Source organism: Arthrobacter sp. efr-133-R2A-63, assembly GCF_030209795.1.
Taxonomy (GTDB): domain Bacteria; phylum Actinomycetota; class Actinomycetes; order Actinomycetales; family Micrococcaceae; genus Arthrobacter; species Arthrobacter bambusae_A.
In genome coordinates this window covers 12,710-29,706 of the sequence record NZ_JARVRG010000020.1, presented here as the reverse complement: position 1 = coordinate 29,706, position 16,997 = coordinate 12,710, and the positions used below count along the sequence as shown (strand labels likewise).

The 16,997-nt window shown below is 64.8% G+C and carries 14 protein-coding genes, 1 tRNA gene and 2 pseudogenes; 6 read left to right on the top strand and 11 right to left on the bottom strand.

The features are described from left to right. Positions 1-39 precede the first annotated feature (39 nt). Complete coding sequence (locus QRN45_RS10420) at positions 40-486, top strand: MarR family winged helix-turn-helix transcriptional regulator (protein ID WP_078105600.1); 447 nt, start codon at positions 40-42, stop codon at positions 484-486. A 5-nt stretch (positions 487-491) separates the two neighbouring features. Here QRN45_RS10420 and QRN45_RS10415 read toward each other — a convergent pair whose 3' ends face one another. From QRN45_RS10415 to QRN45_RS10365, 11 genes and pseudogenes are all read right to left on the bottom strand, one after another. Continuing rightward, complete coding sequence (locus QRN45_RS10415) at positions 492-842, bottom strand: zinc ribbon domain-containing protein YjdM (RefSeq protein WP_284763254.1); 351 nt, start codon at positions 840-842, stop codon at positions 492-494. A gap of 604 nt (positions 843-1,446) precedes the next feature. After that, positions 1,447-1,520, bottom strand: a tRNA-Pro gene (locus QRN45_RS10410). A 127-nt stretch (positions 1,521-1,647) separates the two neighbouring features. Further along, complete coding sequence (gene der, locus QRN45_RS10405; protein WP_078105603.1) at positions 1,648-3,198, bottom strand: ribosome biogenesis GTPase Der; 1,551 nt, start codon at positions 3,196-3,198, stop codon at positions 1,648-1,650. A 10-nt stretch (positions 3,199-3,208) separates the two neighbouring features. After that, positions 3,209-3,907, bottom strand: a pseudogene (locus QRN45_RS10400) (lysophospholipid acyltransferase family protein). Between the two features lie 25 nt (positions 3,908-3,932). Then, positions 3,933-4,646 (bottom strand): (d)CMP kinase, encoded by a 714-nt coding sequence (gene cmk / locus QRN45_RS10395; RefSeq protein WP_284763253.1) that lies wholly within the window; start codon positions 4,644-4,646, stop codon positions 3,933-3,935. Continuing rightward, positions 4,646-5,752 carry a prephenate dehydrogenase gene (locus QRN45_RS10390; protein WP_078105606.1) on the bottom strand — a complete coding sequence of 369 codons (1,107 nt, stop codon included), beginning with the start codon at positions 5,750-5,752 and terminating at the stop codon, positions 4,646-4,648. The genes cmk and QRN45_RS10390 overlap by 1 nt, the downstream gene beginning before the upstream one ends. A gap of 3 nt (positions 5,753-5,755) precedes the next feature. Further along, positions 5,756-7,021, bottom strand: a complete 1,266-nt coding sequence (locus QRN45_RS10385; protein ID WP_078105607.1) for a pseudouridine synthase — start codon at positions 7,019-7,021, stop codon at positions 5,756-5,758. A 159-nt stretch (positions 7,022-7,180) separates the two neighbouring features. After that, positions 7,181-7,846, bottom strand: a complete 666-nt coding sequence (gene scpB, locus QRN45_RS10380) for an SMC-Scp complex subunit ScpB (RefSeq protein WP_284763252.1) — start codon at positions 7,844-7,846, stop codon at positions 7,181-7,183. Next, on the bottom strand, positions 7,843-8,772 hold the full coding sequence (locus QRN45_RS10375) for a segregation and condensation protein A (RefSeq protein WP_502870708.1): 930 nt from the start codon (positions 8,770-8,772) through the stop codon (positions 7,843-7,845). The genes scpB and QRN45_RS10375 overlap by 4 nt, the downstream gene beginning before the upstream one ends. A gap of 5 nt (positions 8,773-8,777) precedes the next feature. Next, complete coding sequence (locus tag QRN45_RS10370; protein ID WP_284763250.1) at positions 8,778-9,677, bottom strand: ParA family protein; 900 nt, start codon at positions 9,675-9,677, stop codon at positions 8,778-8,780. Between the two features lie 256 nt (positions 9,678-9,933). Next, positions 9,934-11,259 carry a cation:dicarboxylate symporter family transporter gene (locus QRN45_RS10365; protein ID WP_241710256.1) on the bottom strand — a complete coding sequence of 442 codons (1,326 nt, stop codon included), beginning with the start codon at positions 11,257-11,259 and terminating at the stop codon, positions 9,934-9,936. A gap of 152 nt (positions 11,260-11,411) precedes the next feature. Between QRN45_RS10365 and QRN45_RS10360 the strand changes: the two genes are divergently transcribed. The 5 genes and pseudogenes from QRN45_RS10360 (at position 11,412) to prpB (ending at position 16,987) form a co-directional block, all read left to right on the top strand. Next, positions 11,412-13,079, top strand: a complete 1,668-nt coding sequence (locus QRN45_RS10360) for a sensor histidine kinase (RefSeq protein ID WP_284763249.1) — start codon at positions 11,412-11,414, stop codon at positions 13,077-13,079. Continuing rightward, a complete protein-coding gene (locus QRN45_RS10355) occupies positions 13,076-13,789 on the top strand; it encodes a response regulator (protein ID WP_078105612.1) in 714 nt (237 codons plus the stop codon). Before QRN45_RS10360 ends, QRN45_RS10355 begins: the two co-directional genes overlap by 4 nt. Positions 13,790-13,907: 118 nt before the next feature. Continuing rightward, a pseudogene (locus tag QRN45_RS10350) lies at positions 13,908-14,589 on the top strand (GntR family transcriptional regulator). Next, on the top strand, positions 14,558-16,078 hold the full coding sequence (locus tag QRN45_RS10345; protein ID WP_078105614.1) for an MmgE/PrpD family protein: 1,521 nt from the start codon (positions 14,558-14,560) through the stop codon (positions 16,076-16,078). The pseudogene QRN45_RS10350 and the gene QRN45_RS10345 overlap by 32 nt, the downstream one beginning before the upstream one ends. Further along, entirely contained in the window at positions 16,079-16,987 is a 909-nt protein-coding gene (gene prpB, locus QRN45_RS10340; protein ID WP_284763248.1) for a methylisocitrate lyase, read from the top strand. The last annotated feature ends 10 nt before the right edge of the window (positions 16,988-16,997 follow it).

The window sequence follows — 16,997 nt, the reverse complement described above, 5'->3', positions numbered from 1 at the left end:
GTCTGGTTTCTTCATCAATCGGCAGGAGTTACGGGAGACATGGGCATCAAGGACGACGCCGTTGAGGTGCGGGCGCAGGGGTGGCGGACTCTCGCGGCGCTGCACGGCAACATCGAGGCAGCGCTGGAGAAGGCGTTGCAGTCCGCCGCGGATCTTTCCGTAGTCGAGTACACGGTGCTGGACGCGCTGAGTCGCCAGGACGGCTGGCACATGCGGATGCAGCAGCTCGCCAGGGCCACGGCGCTTTCCAGCAGCGCCACGACGCGTTTGGTGAACCGGCTCGAAGACCGGGGGCTGCTGACCAGGATCCTGTGCGCCGACGACCGGCGAGGGATCTACACGGAACTCACCGAGGCCGGCCAGAAGCTGTTGCTGGCCGCCAGGCCCGTGCATGACGAAACCCTCGCGGAGTCCCTGACGGCCGCAGAATCGGTGCCCGAGCTCGAGCCCCTGGTGAAGGCGTTGGGGGCGTTGCAGGGGGCTTGAGGGCGTTAGACCTTCTTGACCACGCTTGACTTGAGCTGCATGGGTCCGAAGCCGTCCACCTTGCAGTCGATATCGTGATCCCCCACGCCGTTCACGAGGCGGATGTTGCGGACCTTGGTGCCGACCTTGATGACCGTGGCGCTCCCCTTGACCTTGAGGTCCTTGACCACCGTCACGGTATCCCCGTCTGAGAGGACGTTGCCCACGGCGTCCTTGATCTCCGTTGACTCGGCTTCCGCTTCGTCAGAAGCCGCCGGCGCCCATTCGTGCGCGCACTCGGGGCAGACCAGCAAGGCACCCATCTCGTAGGTGTATTCGCTGGCGCATTCGGGGCAAGGGGGAAGTGTTTCGCTCACCGTCCAATGATAGTTGGGGGCGGTCCAACACGGAGACGAGGACCCGGGCACACGGAGACGGCCGGCAGGAACCCCGAGATCTCGCGGAATTGAATACGTAGATTGGAACTGCAGACCACTTAATTCTTGGATTTGACCACTGAGACGGCACATGTCGGCCATAGATTGCCAATGCCCAAGACTTCGAAAGTTGGTGCATGAACCGTGCAGTTGCCTACATGGGGCCTCGTCCTGGGATGGCTGGTCGTCAGCATATATCTTCGCTCGCCCAGACTCTTCGCCCTGATGACTGACTCAAGACGAGTGAGCGCCTTCCTGACCTTCTTTGGTTTGGGAAATCGCTTACGACACGGCGAGTCACGTCATTTCAAAGCTCTGGGCCCTTCAAACAAGGTCAGGAAGGCGAGTCAGGCCGGGAGAATCATGGGGACGGCGTCGATTCTGCTGGATCACTCTCTTCGCCGAAGTTCCCGGTCCTGTGATTCCGCAGATCCATTCGAATGATTGAGCAGAATCCAACCCGCACTCGAGGCCACACCAACACTTAAACGCAAAGTCCCGGGAACGTTTACGTTCCCGGGACTTTGCTATCCATACCTTGCGGTCGGGCTGACAGGATTTGAACCTGCGACCCCTTGACCCCCAGTCAAGTGCGCTACCAAGCTGCGCTACAGCCCGTCAGTCCTGCCGTTCTCCGCCTAGGTTTTCACCTAAGCAGTCCGGCCGAACCACCTCAAAAAGCTTACACGATGTTCGAGGTTCCCAATGACACCTTGGCGGGTGTCATCTGTGATGCGCGTCTCAATTAACGCTTCTTGCCGCGCTTTTCACGGACGCGCATGTTGACCTCGATCGGCGTGCCGTCGAAGCCAAAGGTCTCGCGCAGCCGGCGAGTGATGAACCGGCGGTATCCGGGGTCCAAGAAGCCCGTGGTGAAGAGCACGAACTTCGGCGGACGGCTGGACGCCTGGGTGCCGAACAGGATGCGGGGCTGCTTGCCGCCGCGTACCGGGTGCGGGTGGGCAGCCACGAGCTCGCCCAGGAACGCATTCAAGCGACCCGTGGGGATGCGCTTGTCCCAGCTCTCCAAGGCGAGGTCCAGTGCGGGCACCAGGCGGTCCTTGTGCCAGCCGGTCTTGGCGGAAATGTTGACGCGCGGAGCCCATTCAACGTGCGCCAGGTCCTGCTCGATTTCCCGCTCAAGGTAGCGGCGGCGTTCGTCGTCGAGCAAGTCCCACTTGTTGAACGCGAGCACCAGCGCGCGGCCGGACTCGATGGCGAGCTGCAGGATGCGGACATCCTGCTCGCTGAGCACCTCGTCGACGGCCAGGAGCACGACGGCGACCTCCGCCTTTTCGAGCGCAGCCTGCGTACGGAGGGAGGCGTAGAAGTCCGCGCCCTGGGCCATGTGCTGGCGGCGGCGGATACCTGCGGTGTCCACGAAGCGCCAGGTGCGGCCACCGAGTTCAATGAATTCGTCCACGGGGTCGCGGGTGGTCCCGGCGAGGGGATCAACGACGACGCGCTCGGAGCCGGCCAGCTTGTTCAGCAAGGAGGACTTGCCGACGTTCGGGCGGCCGATGAGGGCGATGCGGCGTGGACCACCGGAGCGCTCGACGCCTTCAACGGTGGAGAACTCGGGCAGGGTGTCCATGACGTGGTCCAGGAGGTCGGCAACGCCGCGGCCATGGAGGGCAGAGACCGGGTACGGCTCGCCGAAGCCAAGGCCCCAAAGCGTTGCCGAGTCGGCCTCCTGCGCAAAGTCGTCAACCTTGTTAGCCACCATGATGACCGGCTTCTTCGACTTGCGGAGCATCTTCATGACGCCTTCGTCCGTGGCGGTGGCGCCCACGGCGGAGTCCACCACGAAGAGCACGGCGTCAGCCAGTTCCACGGCCATCTCGGCCTGCTCGGCGACGCGGGCGTGGATGCCCCTGGCATCGTGCTCCCAGCCACCGGTGTCCACCAGCGTGAAGTTGCGGCCGTTCCAGTGAGCCGAGTACATGACACGGTCACGGGTAACGCCGGGGGTGTCCTCGACCACGGCCTCGCGGCGGCCGAGGATGCGGTTCACCAGCGTGGATTTGCCGACGTTGGGGCGGCCGATGATGGCCAGGACCGGGTCAAGCTTGAGGGGGCCGTCTTCGCCTTCGTCGTCGTAGAGTCCGCTCAGCAGGGCTGCGTCGTCCTCGTCGAGGTCGTAGTCTTCCAGGCCTGCGCGGAGGGAGGCTGCGCGGAGTTCGGCTTCGTCGTCGTCCAGGGCGGCGAGGTTTTCAGCCACCTGGTCGGTGCCGGTGGGCGTGTATTCGTCGTCGCCGGCTCCGATGTTGCCGGATTTGTGAGTCGTATCGCTCATTGCACTTTCCTTAGTGGTGATCTGCCGGCGTCCCGGCTACTTCTTCTTGGCGGTGCTGCATTGGCTGTGGGCCGGCGCATTAGTCCCTCGGAAGGGACTGACCGGTGGTCTTGACGGCATCCTGGACGTGTCCAGCCAGCGCAGCGCGGATCTCCGCAGCCGCCCTGTCCATTGAAACACGCCCCGACTCGCCATTTCTGCGGGTCACATTGAAGGGGGCTCCGAAACTGACCTGAAGCTGGCGGCGCAGCCTCGGAATGTCATCACGGTGTTCGTCTCCGATCCGCGTTCCGAGGATGGCCACGGGAATCACTGTGGCTCCGGACATCAACGCGAGCCATGCGACGCCGTTGCTGATGCTGCCGGCGGTGCCGCCTCCCCGCGTTCCTTCGGGGAGAATCCCCACGCAACGGCCGGCGTCGAGCACTTTCTTTCCGAGCTGGAGCGCCGAGCGGTCGCCCGTGCGGTCGATGGAAATCTGTCCCGACGCACGAAGCACCTTTCCCAGGAACCCCTTGAACATCTCTTTCTTGACCAGGATGTGCATGGGCCGTGGAGCCGCGCCGAACATCACCGGCCCATCCAGGAAGCTGATGTGGTTGCCCGCGAAAATGACCGGGCCGGACTTGGGAACATTGGAGCGTCCCGTGATCGCGGTCCGGTACAGGACATGGTCCAACAGCCAGCCAACAGGCCGGCTCCAGATCATGGTCCAGCGTGCCGGGGGCCGGGGCTCAGTCACCGTAGATGACCTTGCCCACAATGCTCAGCGCCGTTTCGACCGTTTGTTCGAAGTCCAGCTCCGAGGAATCCAGGGTGACCACACCGTCGGCCGCCTGCGTGAAGTTCACCACGGTGGAGTCCTTGGCATCGCGGTGGATCACTTGGGCGGCCAGCTGCTCGTGGGTCTGCGTTCCGCCCAACTGGAGGCCGCGTCGCCGCAGCCTCGCTTCCTCGCTGGCGGTCAGCAGCATGCGGACCTCCGCATTGGGCGCGACGACGGTAGTGATATCCCGTCCTTCCACCACCATGCGGCGGTGGTGCTGTTCGATCAGCTGGCGCTGGCGGCGAATCAACTCGTTGCGGGCACCCAGAGTGGTTGCCACCGCGCTGACCGACGAGGAGATCCTCGGCTCACGGATTTCCTCCGTGATGTCCACCCCGGCAACGCTGACGTATTCCGCGTTGGCGCTGGTACTGAGTTCCAGCGGCAGGTCCTTTGAGGCCTGCTCGACGGCGGCGCCGTCGCTGAGGTCGATGCCGGTCTTGAGGCAGTACCAGGTCAACGCACGGTACATGGCACCCGTGTCGAGATAGGCGAGCTTCAAGCGCCGGGCCACTTCCTTGCTCACGCTGGATTTGCCGGATCCTGACGGGCCGTCGATGGCGACGACGAGCGGCTTGCCCGGACGAACTACGGTCTCCGGGCCGAAAAGTTCACGTGTCATTACTGGAGTACCCGCCATCCACGGTCGGTCAAGGCTTCAACAAGGAGGTCATGTTTGTTCGGCATGACGGAGAGTTCCACCATGCCAACGTTCTGCCCTGACGAGTGATCCAGGCGGAGATCTTCAACGTTGACGCCGATCTCACCGATCTCCGTCAACAGCCTGGCGATCTGCCCGGGCCGGTCGTCTACCAGAACTGTAAGCCATGAATATGCCTGCGGGGGTCCGCCGTGCTTTCCCGGGATCCTGGCCTGCCCCGCGTTGCCCTCGCTGATGAGCTGGGCAAGGTCCAGCCGGGCGCCGGGTGCCGTGGGATCCTCCAGGGTACCGATCAGACGGTTGAGGTCCTCGCGGACGCCATGAAGGATATGCACCATCTTGGCCGCATTGTTGCCCAGGATCTGCACCCATAGGGTGGGATCGCTGGCAGCAATCCTCGTGGTGTCCCGCAACCCGTTGCCAGCCAAAGACAGCGCGTGGAGAGGCGTCCCCTGCAGGCGGCTGGCCAGAAGCGAAGACATCACCTGGGGCAAATGCGATACCAGCGCAACCGCTTCATCGTGCTCCTCCGCCGTGAACTGGGAAACTATTGCCCCCAGGTCACCGGCGAGGGAACGCGCAGCGTGAAGCGCGTCGGCGCTGGTCTCGTCGGACGGGCAAAGGACCCAGGGCATGGACGTGAAGAGCTCGCCGCGGGCAGCGACGGGCCCCGATTTCTCGCGCCCCGCCATCGGGTGCGTCCCGACGTAACGGGACATGTCCACTCCACGGCCCCGGAGCTCGGCCTGGATTGCCAGCTTGACGCTGGCTATGTCCACCACAACGGCCTCCGGGTATTCACCCAGGGCACGCTCGACGACGTCGGCAGTCACATCCGGCGGTGCAGCGACAACAACCAGCTGGGGTGGGTTCTCAAGCTCGGACAGAGGCCTGCCCGCACCGATATCCACGGCCACGGCCTGGTTGGTTGGCGACGGGTCCGAAAGGAACACGGAGACACCCCGGCCACGCAGGCCGAGACCGATGCTGGCTCCGAGCAGGCCGGTGCCGAAAACGACCACCGGGCCGTCAAGGTGGCCCCGGCCGTGCGAGTGGAATGCCGACATGCCTTACAGTCCTACGGAGGCCAGGAGGTGTCCGACTTCCTGCTTGCCGAGGTTGCGGATGCTCCCCTGGCGCTGGTCGCCCAGGCCGATGGGACCGATCTTGACGCGCACGAGACGGAGCACGGGGAAACCGACGGCTTCGAACAGACGGCGGACAATTCGGTTCTTGCCGGAGTGCAGCACGACCTCGATCAGGACGTGGCCCGGAGTGGAGTCCACCAGTTTGAAGGAGTCGACGGACGCGATGCCATCTTCGAGCTCGATGCCTTCCTTCAACTTCGCGCCGACGCCCTGCGGGAACGGACCACGGACCTGGACCAGGTACGTCTTGGGCACCTCATAGGAAGGGTGCGTCAAGCGGTTGGCGAGTTCGCCGTCGTTGGTCAGCAGCAGCAGGCCCTCGGTGGCGACGTCGAGGCGGCCGACGTGGAAGAGGCGCTCGCCCTTGTTCTTGGCGGACTTGAGGAAGTCGCTGATGCAGGGACGGCCTTCGGGATCTTCCATCGTGGAAACGACGCCCTTGGGCTTGTTGAACACCATGTAGAGCATGGTGTCATCGAGCTGGATGCGGATTCCGTCTACGTGGATCACCGCGGTAGCGGGGTCCACGCGCATGCCCAGTTCGGTGGTGAGCTGGCCGTTGACCTCGACGCGGCCTTCCTCGATCATTTCCTCGCAGACGCGGCGGGAAGCCACGCCCGCCTGGGCCATGACCTTCTGCAGGCGCACGCCATCGGCGTCGTGCTGCTCGGACTGCGCCACCTCGCCGCGGCGGCCGCGGGGCTTGCGGATCGGGCCAAGGTTCTGGCCGAAGCGCTCACTGCCGAAGGCGCGGGAAGCGTACTGCTTCTTGTTGCTGGCTTTGGGCTTCAATGCGCCCGGCGTGCCCGGAGCCTTGCCGAAGCCGGGCTTGTTGGAGCCAGGCTTGCGAGGGGCCTTGGCCGGCCTGGGATCTTGGCGGCCGGCGTCTTCACGGCGCCCGTAGCCTCCGGCCGACGTGGGGTTGTCCGGATCGAAGGGGCGCTCTTCACGCGGACGCGTGGGCTTGAAGGGGCGTTCTCCGCCCGGGGAGAAGCTGCGCTTGCTGCCTCCGGAGGCGCCGCCGGCACGGCTTGCGCCACCCCGGCCGGCACCGAAGCCGCTGCCTCCGGCGCGGCCGGCACTGCTGCGGCCGGCATTGTTGCGGCCTGAGTCTTGCGACTCGTTGCGTCCGGAATTGTTTCGTCCCGAACTGTTACGTGGTGAACCCTGGCGTCCCGCCTGTGTCATGACCCGTCCTTTTGTTATGGTGGCCGGCTTGTTCTTTCTCAACGTAAGCCAGCCGGACAGAGAATATCTGTCCCGTGTGTCTGCCCGCTACTAGCCGGGCGTTTGTAGATCCTTGCAATATTGAGTTGTTCAGCTTGCCTGCGGCCGGCTTTCCTGCGACTACATGCGTTCGGCGTCGAAGAACTCCTCGATGCCCTCCAGCCCCGGAAGGTGGGGGGACAATTGAGGCAGTTCCGCCACCGAGCCAATGCCCATGCGTTCGAGGAAGTACGAGGTGGTCCGGTAAAGGATCGCCCCCGATTCAGGATCGGTACCCGAGTCCTCGATCAGCCCGCGTTGGACAAGGGTCCGAACGACTGAATCGACATTGACGCCGCGGATGGCCGACACCCTGGCCCTGGAAACCGGCTGCCGGTACGCGATGACCGCCATGGTTTCAAGGGCTGCCTGCGTCAGCCGCGCGGTCTGGCCTTCGAGAACGAACCTGCCCACGACGTCGGCGAAATCCGCGCGTGAATAGATCCGCCACCCTCCGGCAACGTTCCGCAACTCAAAACCCCGGGGTGCAGCGCTGGCACTTGCATCAGTGTGCAAGTCATCAGCGTCCCTGCCCGGGGCTTTAACAGTATAGCCGCTATACTCCCGCCGCAGTCCCTCCAGCAAATCCTCGACGACGGCAACCGTCACGTTGAGCCCGGCGGCCAGTTCTTCCGCGGTGGCCGGTTGGTCGATCACCATCAGGACCGCTTCGAGGGCTGCGCGGACCCCGCCCGGCAAGGCTTCAAGCTCGGCGAGGCCGTCCCCGCCGGTTTCCTGCTCGCTCACAGCGGTTCCTCTCCTTGGTCGATCTGCTCGTACTCGTCGCTCATATTGTCGCTGCTCCACCCTTCGGGGCGCCCTGTCCAGCGGACCGTCAGTTCGGCGAGCGGACCCGGTTGATCAAACGCCACCACGCGGTCGCGGAACAGCTCGAGGAGCGCCAGGAACCGGACCACGACGACGAGCGTGGATTCGGCGTCGGCGATCAGTGCCCTGAATGTTTGTGGCTGGCCCCGCTGCAGGCGGTACCCGATGATCTCGGCTTGTTCCTTGACACTGACGGGTGTTCCGTGAAGGTGGTCGAGCCCGACTTCCTCGGGCGTGTTGTCCTTGGGTGCCAGCGTCTTGGCGGCCAGCGCGGCGAACTGTTCGGGCGTATGGCGCCAGATCAGCTCCGGCAGCATTGCCGCGAAATGCCCTTCCAACGCGACTTGCCGCGGGAAGCGCCGGGCTTCCGATTCCAGGGTGCCGGACATGATCGCGGACACCTGTTTGAAGGCCCTGTACTGCAACAGCCTGGCGAAGAGGAGATCCCGGGCCTCCAGCAAGGCAATGTCCTCGGCATCTTCGACCTCACCGGCCGGCAGGAGCCTCGCGGCTTTGAGGTCCAGGAGCGTTGCGGCGATGACCAGGAATTCGCTGGCCTCGTCCAGGGCCCAGTCCTCCCCCAGTTCCTGCAGGCGCCGGATGTACTTGATGAACTCATCCGTGACGGTCGCCAGCGCAACTTCCGTGATATCCAGCTTGTGCTTGGAGATCAGGCCGAGCAGGAGATCGAAGGGGCCGGTGAAGTTTGCCAGCCTGACTTCGAAGCCGGCCTTCCGTCCGGAAGGCCGGGCTCCGGCGTCGTCCGCGTTGCCTTCAGGTGGGTTCGACGGCGGCGCGTCGTCCGCCAGGACGGTCGCGCTTTCAGGGGCGAGTGGCTCTGCCACGCTGGCTAGGGTGCGCCGCCGCGCGAAATCAGTTCCTTGGCCAGGCGGCGGTAGGCGTCGGCACCGATGTGGTTTCCGGCGTAGCTGGTGATGGGCTCCGCGGCGACCGTGGCGTCGGCGAACTTGATGGAACGCTTGATGACGGTCTCGAAGACTTTGTCCCCGAACGCCTCCACGAGCCTGGAAATGACTTCGCGGCTGTGCAGGGTACGGGCGTCGTACATCGTGGCGAGCACCCCGTCCACCTGAAGGCGCGGGTTCAACCGGTCCTGCACTTTTTCGATGGTTTCCACGAGTAGTGCCACCGCGCGGAGGGCGAAGAATTCGCAGATCAGCGGGATGATGACGCCGTGCGCAGCCGTCAAGGCGTTGACCGTGAGGAGGCCCAGGGACGGCTGGCAGTCGATGAGCACCACGTCGTAGTCGTCCTCGACGCTCTTGAGCGCGCGGTCCAGCACTTGCTCGCGCGCTACTTCGTTGACCAGCTGGACCTCGGCGGCGGAGAGGTCGATGTTCGCCGGCAGGAGGTCGATGCCTTCGACGCCGGTCTTCTGGATGGCGTCGCGGATGTCCACTTTGCGGTCCATCAGGACGTTGTAGACAGTGAGGTCGAGCTGGTGCGGGTTCGCGCCCAGGCCCGCGGAAAGAGCTCCCTGCGGGTCGAAGTCAACGAGCAGCACGCGCCGGCCGAATTCTGCGAGCGCAGCGGCAAGGTTGATGGTTGACGTGGTCTTGCCCACGCCACCCTTCTGGTTGACCATGGCAATGACGCGGGCCGGGCCATGGGAGGCCAGTGGCGCGGGCTCGGGGAAGTCGCGGTGCGGGCGGCCCGTGGGCCCCATGACGGCGTCTTCCAGATCGAAATCCGCGCCCTCCAGCGTAGTCGTTCCCCGTTCGCTGCTCACGTATCTATCCACTCTCTCCACGACGGTCATTTCCTGCGGCTGTCTCCAGCACCAGCACTGCTCCCCACCTAGGCTACAGCGCCCGACACGGCATTCTGCGGAACTTGACATTGCCCGCAGTTTGAGCCTTTACCTTCTAGCTGAGGTAGAAGGTTGGGTCCGCGTGCACCAAAACGTGCCCGCAAAACGCAGGCAAGGCAGGTCCCCGGACGGGTTCCTGCCTTGCCTGCATCGATACTCCAAACAGTATGCCGGACTAAGCGGCCACGGCCTCTTTCACCTCGGGTTCGGCATGGTGGCTGATCATGGTCAGCTCGTCGAAAGGAGTCGCACCGGACAGGACGTTGGTGACCTGCGTGCGGTCGATTTCCTTGACCCAGGTACCAATCAGCACGGTGGCCACCGCGTTGCCCGTGAAGTTGGTCAGGGCGCGGGCTTCAGACATGAAGCGGTCGATCCCGACGATCATGCCTACACCGCCCAGCAGTTCGGGCCGGTGTGCCTGCAGGCCTGCGGCGAGGGTGGCCAGGCCGGCACCGGAAACGCCGGCCGCCCCCTTGGACGCAATGATCATGAACACCAGAAGCGATACCTGGGCGCCCAGGTCCAGCGGAATACCCATGGCGTTGGCGACGAACAGCGAAGCCATGGTCAGGTAGATGGCGGTTCCATCCAGGTTGAAGGAATAGCCGGTAGGCACCGTGACACCGACAACCGGCTTGGAGACGCCGAGGTGCTCCATCTTGGCGATAAGCCTGGGCAGCGCCGCTTCGGAGGATGAGGTGGAGAAGATGAGCAGGTATTCGCGGGCCAGGTACTTCATCAGCTGGAAAATGCTGACGCCGGCAACGACCCGCAGCAAGCTGCCGAGTATCACCACGATGAAGAGCGCGCAGGTGATGTAGAAAGCGACCATCAGGGTGAGCATGCCGAAGATGGCTTTCACTCCGGTGGCGCCGACCACCGCGGCGATCGCACCGAAGGCGCCGACGGGCGCCAGCCACATGATCATGATGAGGATGCGGAAGACGAGCGCCTGCCCATGCTGGATGGCCTTGAGCACCGGCTGGCCCTGCGAACCCATGCGCTGCAGCGCGAAGCCCACCAGGATGGCAACCAGGAGCGTCGGCAGCACGGGAATGTCTCCGGGGATGATCCCCAGCAGGAAGTCGGCGGTGCTGTTCGAAGAAGCAGGCGCGTTCGGGTTGTACGGGATCAGCTTCAGCCCCTCGCCCGGGTGGATGATGTTGCCGACGACCAAACCAATGGCGAGCGCGAACGTGGACATCACCAGGAAGTAGATGAGTGCGAGGCCGCCGACCTTGCCGACCGTGGCAGCCTTGGCGATCGACCCGATGCCCAGGACGATGGTGCAGAAGATGACGGGGGCGATCATCATCTTGATGAGCTTGATGAATCCGTCACCCAAAGGCTTGAGTGATTTGCCCACTTCGGGGAAAAGCAGGCCGACGACGGCGCCCAGCACAACTGCGGCGATCACGGCGATGTAGAGGTAATGCGACTTGTCCAGCCCCTTGCGCCCGGCCTTCGCGGGTGCAATCTCTCCTCTTTGAGAGGTCATGGCTTTACTCCTTATAGATACTCTGGAAAGCGCCGTGGTCCCTGCAAAATGTCCCTGCGTCGCTCTGCTGTGATACCCATCATTAGGCGCGGCGTGACATGCATCACTGTTGCGTTCATATTGGTCACAGGATGGCCCGTGGAAAGGAGCACGTGATCCGACGCTGGAGCATTGCCCGGAGACTCTTTGTGGCAAATCTGCTGTTCATTCTGGCGCTCACCGCGATCGTGGGAACGGTGGCCTTCGTGGACGCCCGGGACCGGGCCTACAACGACGCCGGCCAGCGCATGCAGGCTGTGGCCGCGGCGATCGCAGCCAACCCCCTCGTCCTTCAGGCCGCCGGCACACCAAACCCGTCCGCCGCCCTGCAGCCCTACGCCCAAGTGGTCATGGCCAACGCCCATACCGACTTCATCACCATCATGGCCCCGGACCGGACGCGCTGGACCCATGCGAACCCCGACGAAATCGGCAAACCCTACATCGGCACCATCGATCCGGCCCTCCACGGCCAGACCTTCACCGAGGTCACCGCCGGTACTCTCGGCCCGTCCGTCCGCACCATCGTTCCCGTGGAGGATTCCTCCGGGAAGGTACGGGCACTGGTCGCCGCGGGTGTCACGGTGCGGACGGTGGACGTCGCGGTCTCAGCCCGGCTCACGACTATCATCGCCTTCTCCCTGGCCATGCTCGCCGGAGGCTCGCTGGCCTCCTGGTTGTTGGGCCGCTACCTGCGTTCGGTCACCCGGGGGTGGGGACCGGAGCAATTGGCGCAGTTGTTCGCTTACTACGAGTCGGTCCTGCATTCTGTCCGCGAAGGCGTGGTGCTGATCGACACGGAAGGCCGCGTGGTCATGTACAACGACCAAGCCGCGGAGCTGCTGGGACTGGAGCGGTCCGACGTCGATCCCGCCGCGGGAGCCGCACCGCGCCTTGCGGACCTGCCCCTCGAGCCCAGCCTCCACGGGCTCTTCGAGTCCGGCCGGACGGCGCACGACGAAATCCACCTGACAGGGTCCAGGATCCTGGTGGTGAACCAGGCGCCCGCCGTGGGACCCCCGGGAATGAGGGGCCGGCAACGACCTGCCGTGTTCGGGACCGTGGCCACGCTCCGGGACAGGACGGAAATCGAGTCCTTGGGCAGTGAACTCGAAACCATGAAGACCCTGTCCGACGCCTTGCGGGCCCAGACACACGAACATGCCAACCGGCTGCACACCATCGTGTCCCTCATGGAACTCGGGCGGACCACCGACGCCCTGGACTTTGCCACCAAGGACCTTGAACTGAGCCAACAACTGACCGACCACCTCGTGGCATCGGTGGACGAACCTGTCTTGAGTGCGCTCATCATGGGGAAGTCCGCCGAGGCGCACGAACGCGGGGCGGAGCTCACGGTCACGGTGACGGGCGGGGACGGACTCCAGGGCCTGGCTGTCCAGGACCTCGTGACGATCCTGGGCAACCTGCTCGACAACGCGCTCGACGCCGCTGCTGCCGCTCCCCCGCCCCGCAAAGTGGAACTGGGCATCGAATCGGGCCCCGAAGGAACCACGTTCACGGTGGTCGATTCCGGGCACGGGATCGATCCCGCCATCGTGGACGACGTCTGGCACTACGGATACAGCACCAAGGCGGCCGGCATCGGACAAACCGGGCAACCCGGAGCCCCGTCGCGCGGCGTGGGACTGGCCTTGGTGCGGCAAGCGGTACAGCGGCTGGGCGGTACGCTGTCCATCAGCGACTCCACGAGCGCCTTGGGCGGTGCGTTCTTCCGCGTAGCGCTCCCCGCGCCGGACTCCAGGAAAGAAACCGAATGACCGAGATCCGCGTCCTCGTTGTCGAGGACGAACCCATCGCCGCCGATGCCCATGGCGTCTACGTCGGCCGAATCGACGGCTTCACCGTTGCGGGAACGGCCCCTGACGGACAATCGGCCCTGCGGCTGCTCAACGAGTTCGCTGTTGCCGGGCAACCGGTGGACCTCGTCCTGCTGGACATGAACCTGCCGGATCTTCACGGACTGGACGTTGCCCGCCGGATGCGTGCTTCGGGACTGCTTGCGGACATCATCGCCATCACCGCCGTCAGGGAAGTGAACATTGTCCGCAGTGCGGTGTCGATCGGCGTGGTGCAGTACCTCATCAAGCCCTTCACGTTCGCGACATTCGCGGACAAGCTCGCCAGCTACCGCGCCTTCCGTGAGCAACTCGCCGCACCGGCGTCGGGCGCGCGGGCGAGCGGTGCGTCCCAAAGCGATGTGGACCAGGCGTTCGCGAGTCTCCGCGCCCCCTCCGAAGTCCCGCTGCCCAAGGGCCTCTCCGCCCATAGCCTGGAGTCCGTCAAAGACCTCCTGGCCAGCCTTGGCCGGCCGGTGTCCGCGAGCGAGGCAACCGTCGCCCTGGGGATGTCCCGGGTCACCGTACGCCGCTATCTCGAGTACCTGGCCGACGCCGGAATGGTCACCCGGAATGCCCGATACGGCACTCCGGGGCGGCCGGAGAACGAGTACCGCTGGAACCGGGGTTAGCCACAATTCATCTGGATGTATACATAGCTCGATCATTGGCCGGGCATTCTCGAGAAAAGCTAGGCTTGATGGCCATTTGTGTATACACTGAGGACGTCCACCCAGCGAAGGAGGGTCCATGCGTGCCAGCGACAAAGCCTATGCGGCCCTGCGCGAAGACATCATTGAGTGGCGCCTGGCACCCGGAACGGTCCTCGCGGAAGTGGAACAATCCGAACGTTTGGGCGTGTCCCGCACACCGGTCCGGGAGGCGCTGAGCCGGCTCAGCGCGGAAGGGCTGACGACGGCGGCAGGCGGCCGCGGCGTCGTCGTCACCGACATCTCGCTGGACGACATCGACGAACTGTTCGAGCTGCGCGAAACCCTGGAAGGCAAAGCCGCCGCCCTCGCCGCGGAACGCGGTGATCGCCCCGTGTTCGAGCAACTCCACGCCGAGCTCCTCCGGGCGCCCGAGATGCTCAACGACAGCGATCCCGCACGGCACGACTACTACGCCCTGGTGGGACGGCTCGACAACGCGATCGACGAAGCCATCTCCAATTCCTACCTCGCCCAGGCCATGCGCAGCTTGCGCGTCCACCTCGTACGGGTCCGCCGCCTCGCGGCCGACGACGCCGAACGCCTCCATGCCGCCGCGGCTGAGCACGCCGCGATCGCCGAAGCCATCGCGGCAGGCAACCCCCGGCTCGCCGAAGCCGCCACCACCCTTCATCTGCACCGCAGTCTCTCCCACGTCAAAGCCACCCACACACCTCACTAAGGAGCACCATGGTGAAGAACAACCACGTCCGCGTCTATAAGAGCGAAGAAAACCTTGCCCGCGAGGAGCAACTGGCGCACAAGATCGCCACCGTTGCCGCCGACCCCGTCGAGGTGACTCCCGAGGTCACCGACATGATCATCAACCGGATCATCGACAATGCTTCCGTCGCCATCGCTTCCTTGAACCGCGCCCCGATCGTCGCTGCCCGGGCTCAGGCTTTGACCCACGCGCCGACCACCAACGGCAAGGGCTCGTCCGTCTTCGGCATCAGCGACAAAGTCTCCCCCGAGTGGGCCGCCTGGGCCAACGGCGTCGCCGTCCGCGAACTCGACTACCACGACACATTCCTGGCCGCGGACTACTCCCACCCGGGCGACAACATCCCGCCGATCCTCGCCGTGGCGCAGCACGTCGGCGCGGGCGGCAAGGACCTGATCCGCGGCATCGCCACGGGCTACGAAATCCAGGTGAACCTGGTCAAGGCCATCTGCCTGCACAAGCACAAGATCGACCACGTAGCGCACCTCGGCCCGTCCGCCGCCGCCGGTATCGGCACTCTCCTGGGCCTCGACGTCGAGACGATCTTCCAGTCCGTCGGCCAGGCCCTGCACACCACCACGGCCACGCGGCAGTCCCGCAAGGGCGAAATCTCCACCTGGAAGGCCCACGCCCCCGCGTTCGCCGGCAAGATGGCCGTCGAGGCCGTGGACCGCTCCATGCGCGGCCAGACCTCCCCCGTGCCGATCTACGAAGGCGAAGACGGCGTCATCGCCTGGATGCTCGACGGCCCGGACGCCTCCTACGAAGTCCCGCTGCCCGAAGCCGGAGAGCCCAAGCGGGCCATCCTGGACACCTACACCAAGGAACACTCCGCCGAATACCAGGCCCAGGCCTGGATCGACCTCGCCCGCAAGCTGAACAAGGAGCACCCGGAGGCCACGGACCCGGCCAACGTGAAGTCCGTCCTGATCAAGACGAGCCACCACACCCACTACGTGATCGGCTCCGGCGCCAACGACCCCCAGAAGTACTCGCCCACCGCTTCACGCGAGACGCTGGACCACTCCATCCCGTACATCTTCACCGTCGCCCTGCAGGACGGTTCCTGGCACCACGTCGACTCCTACAGCCCGGAACGCGCAGGACGGGCGGACACCGTGGAACTCTGGCACAAGGTCACCACCGTCGAGGACCCGGAATGGACCCGCCGCTACCACTCCCTGGACATCGCGGAGAAGGCCTTCGGCGGCACCGTGGTCATCACCCTCAACGACGGCACCGTCATCACGGATGAGATCGCCGTGGCCGATGCCCACCCGCTCGGCGCCCGGCCGTTCGCCCGCGAACAGTACGTGAACAAGTTCCGCACGCTTGCTGCCGGTTTGGTCGAGGAGGCCGAGATCGAAAGGTTCCTCACCGCCGTCGAGCGCCTCCCGGAGCTCGGCCCGGGCGAGCTGGACCAGCTGAACATCACCGCCGCTCCCGGCGTCATCGACCTCGCTGCCGCACCGAAGGGGTTGTTCTAGATGTTGTACTCCAAGACCACGCCTGAGCAGAAGCGCCTCGCCCTCCGCGAGATGCTCGCTTCCGGGACCATCGTCCAGTTTCCCGGCGCCTTCAACCCGCTCTCGGCACGGCTGATCGAGGAGAAGGGCTTCCCCGGCGTCTACATCTCCGGTGCCGTCCTCGCCAACGACCTCGGCCTGCCCGACATCGGACTCACGACCCTTACCGAGGTCGCCACCCGTGCAGGGCAGATCGCCCGCATGACCGAACTTCCGTGCCTCGTGGACGCGGACACCGGATTCGGCGAACCGATGAACGTGGCCCGCACCATCCAGGAGCTTGAGAACGCCGGACTGGCCGGTTGCCACATCGAGGACCAGTTCAACCCGAAGCGCTGCGGGCACCTTGACGGCAAGAACGTCGTCGACGTCGACACCGCCGCCAAGCGCATCCGTGCGGCAGCCGACGCCCGGCGCGACCCTAACTTCCTCATCATGGCCCGGACCGATATCCGCGCCGTCGACGGGATCGAGGCGGCCCAGGAACGCGCCCGGGCGCTCGTCAACGCCGGCGCCGACGCGATCTTCCCCGAAGCCATGAAGGATCTCAGCGAGTTCCAAGCCATCCGTGATGCAGTGGACGTGCCGATCCTGGCCAACATGACCGAGTTCGGCAAGAGCGAGCTCTTCACCGTGGAACAGCTCCAAGGCGTGGGCGTGAACATGGTGATCTACCCGGTCACCCTGCTCCGCATTGCCATGGGGGCTGCAGAGCGTACGCTGGAAACGATCAAGGCCACAGGAACGCAGGAGGCGCAGGTGGAGAACATGCTCACCCGTGCGCGGCTCTATGACCTCGTGGACTACGAGGCTTACAACCACTTCGACACGAGCGTTTTCAACTTCCAGGTTCCTGGGCTCAGCCGGTAACTGGATCAAC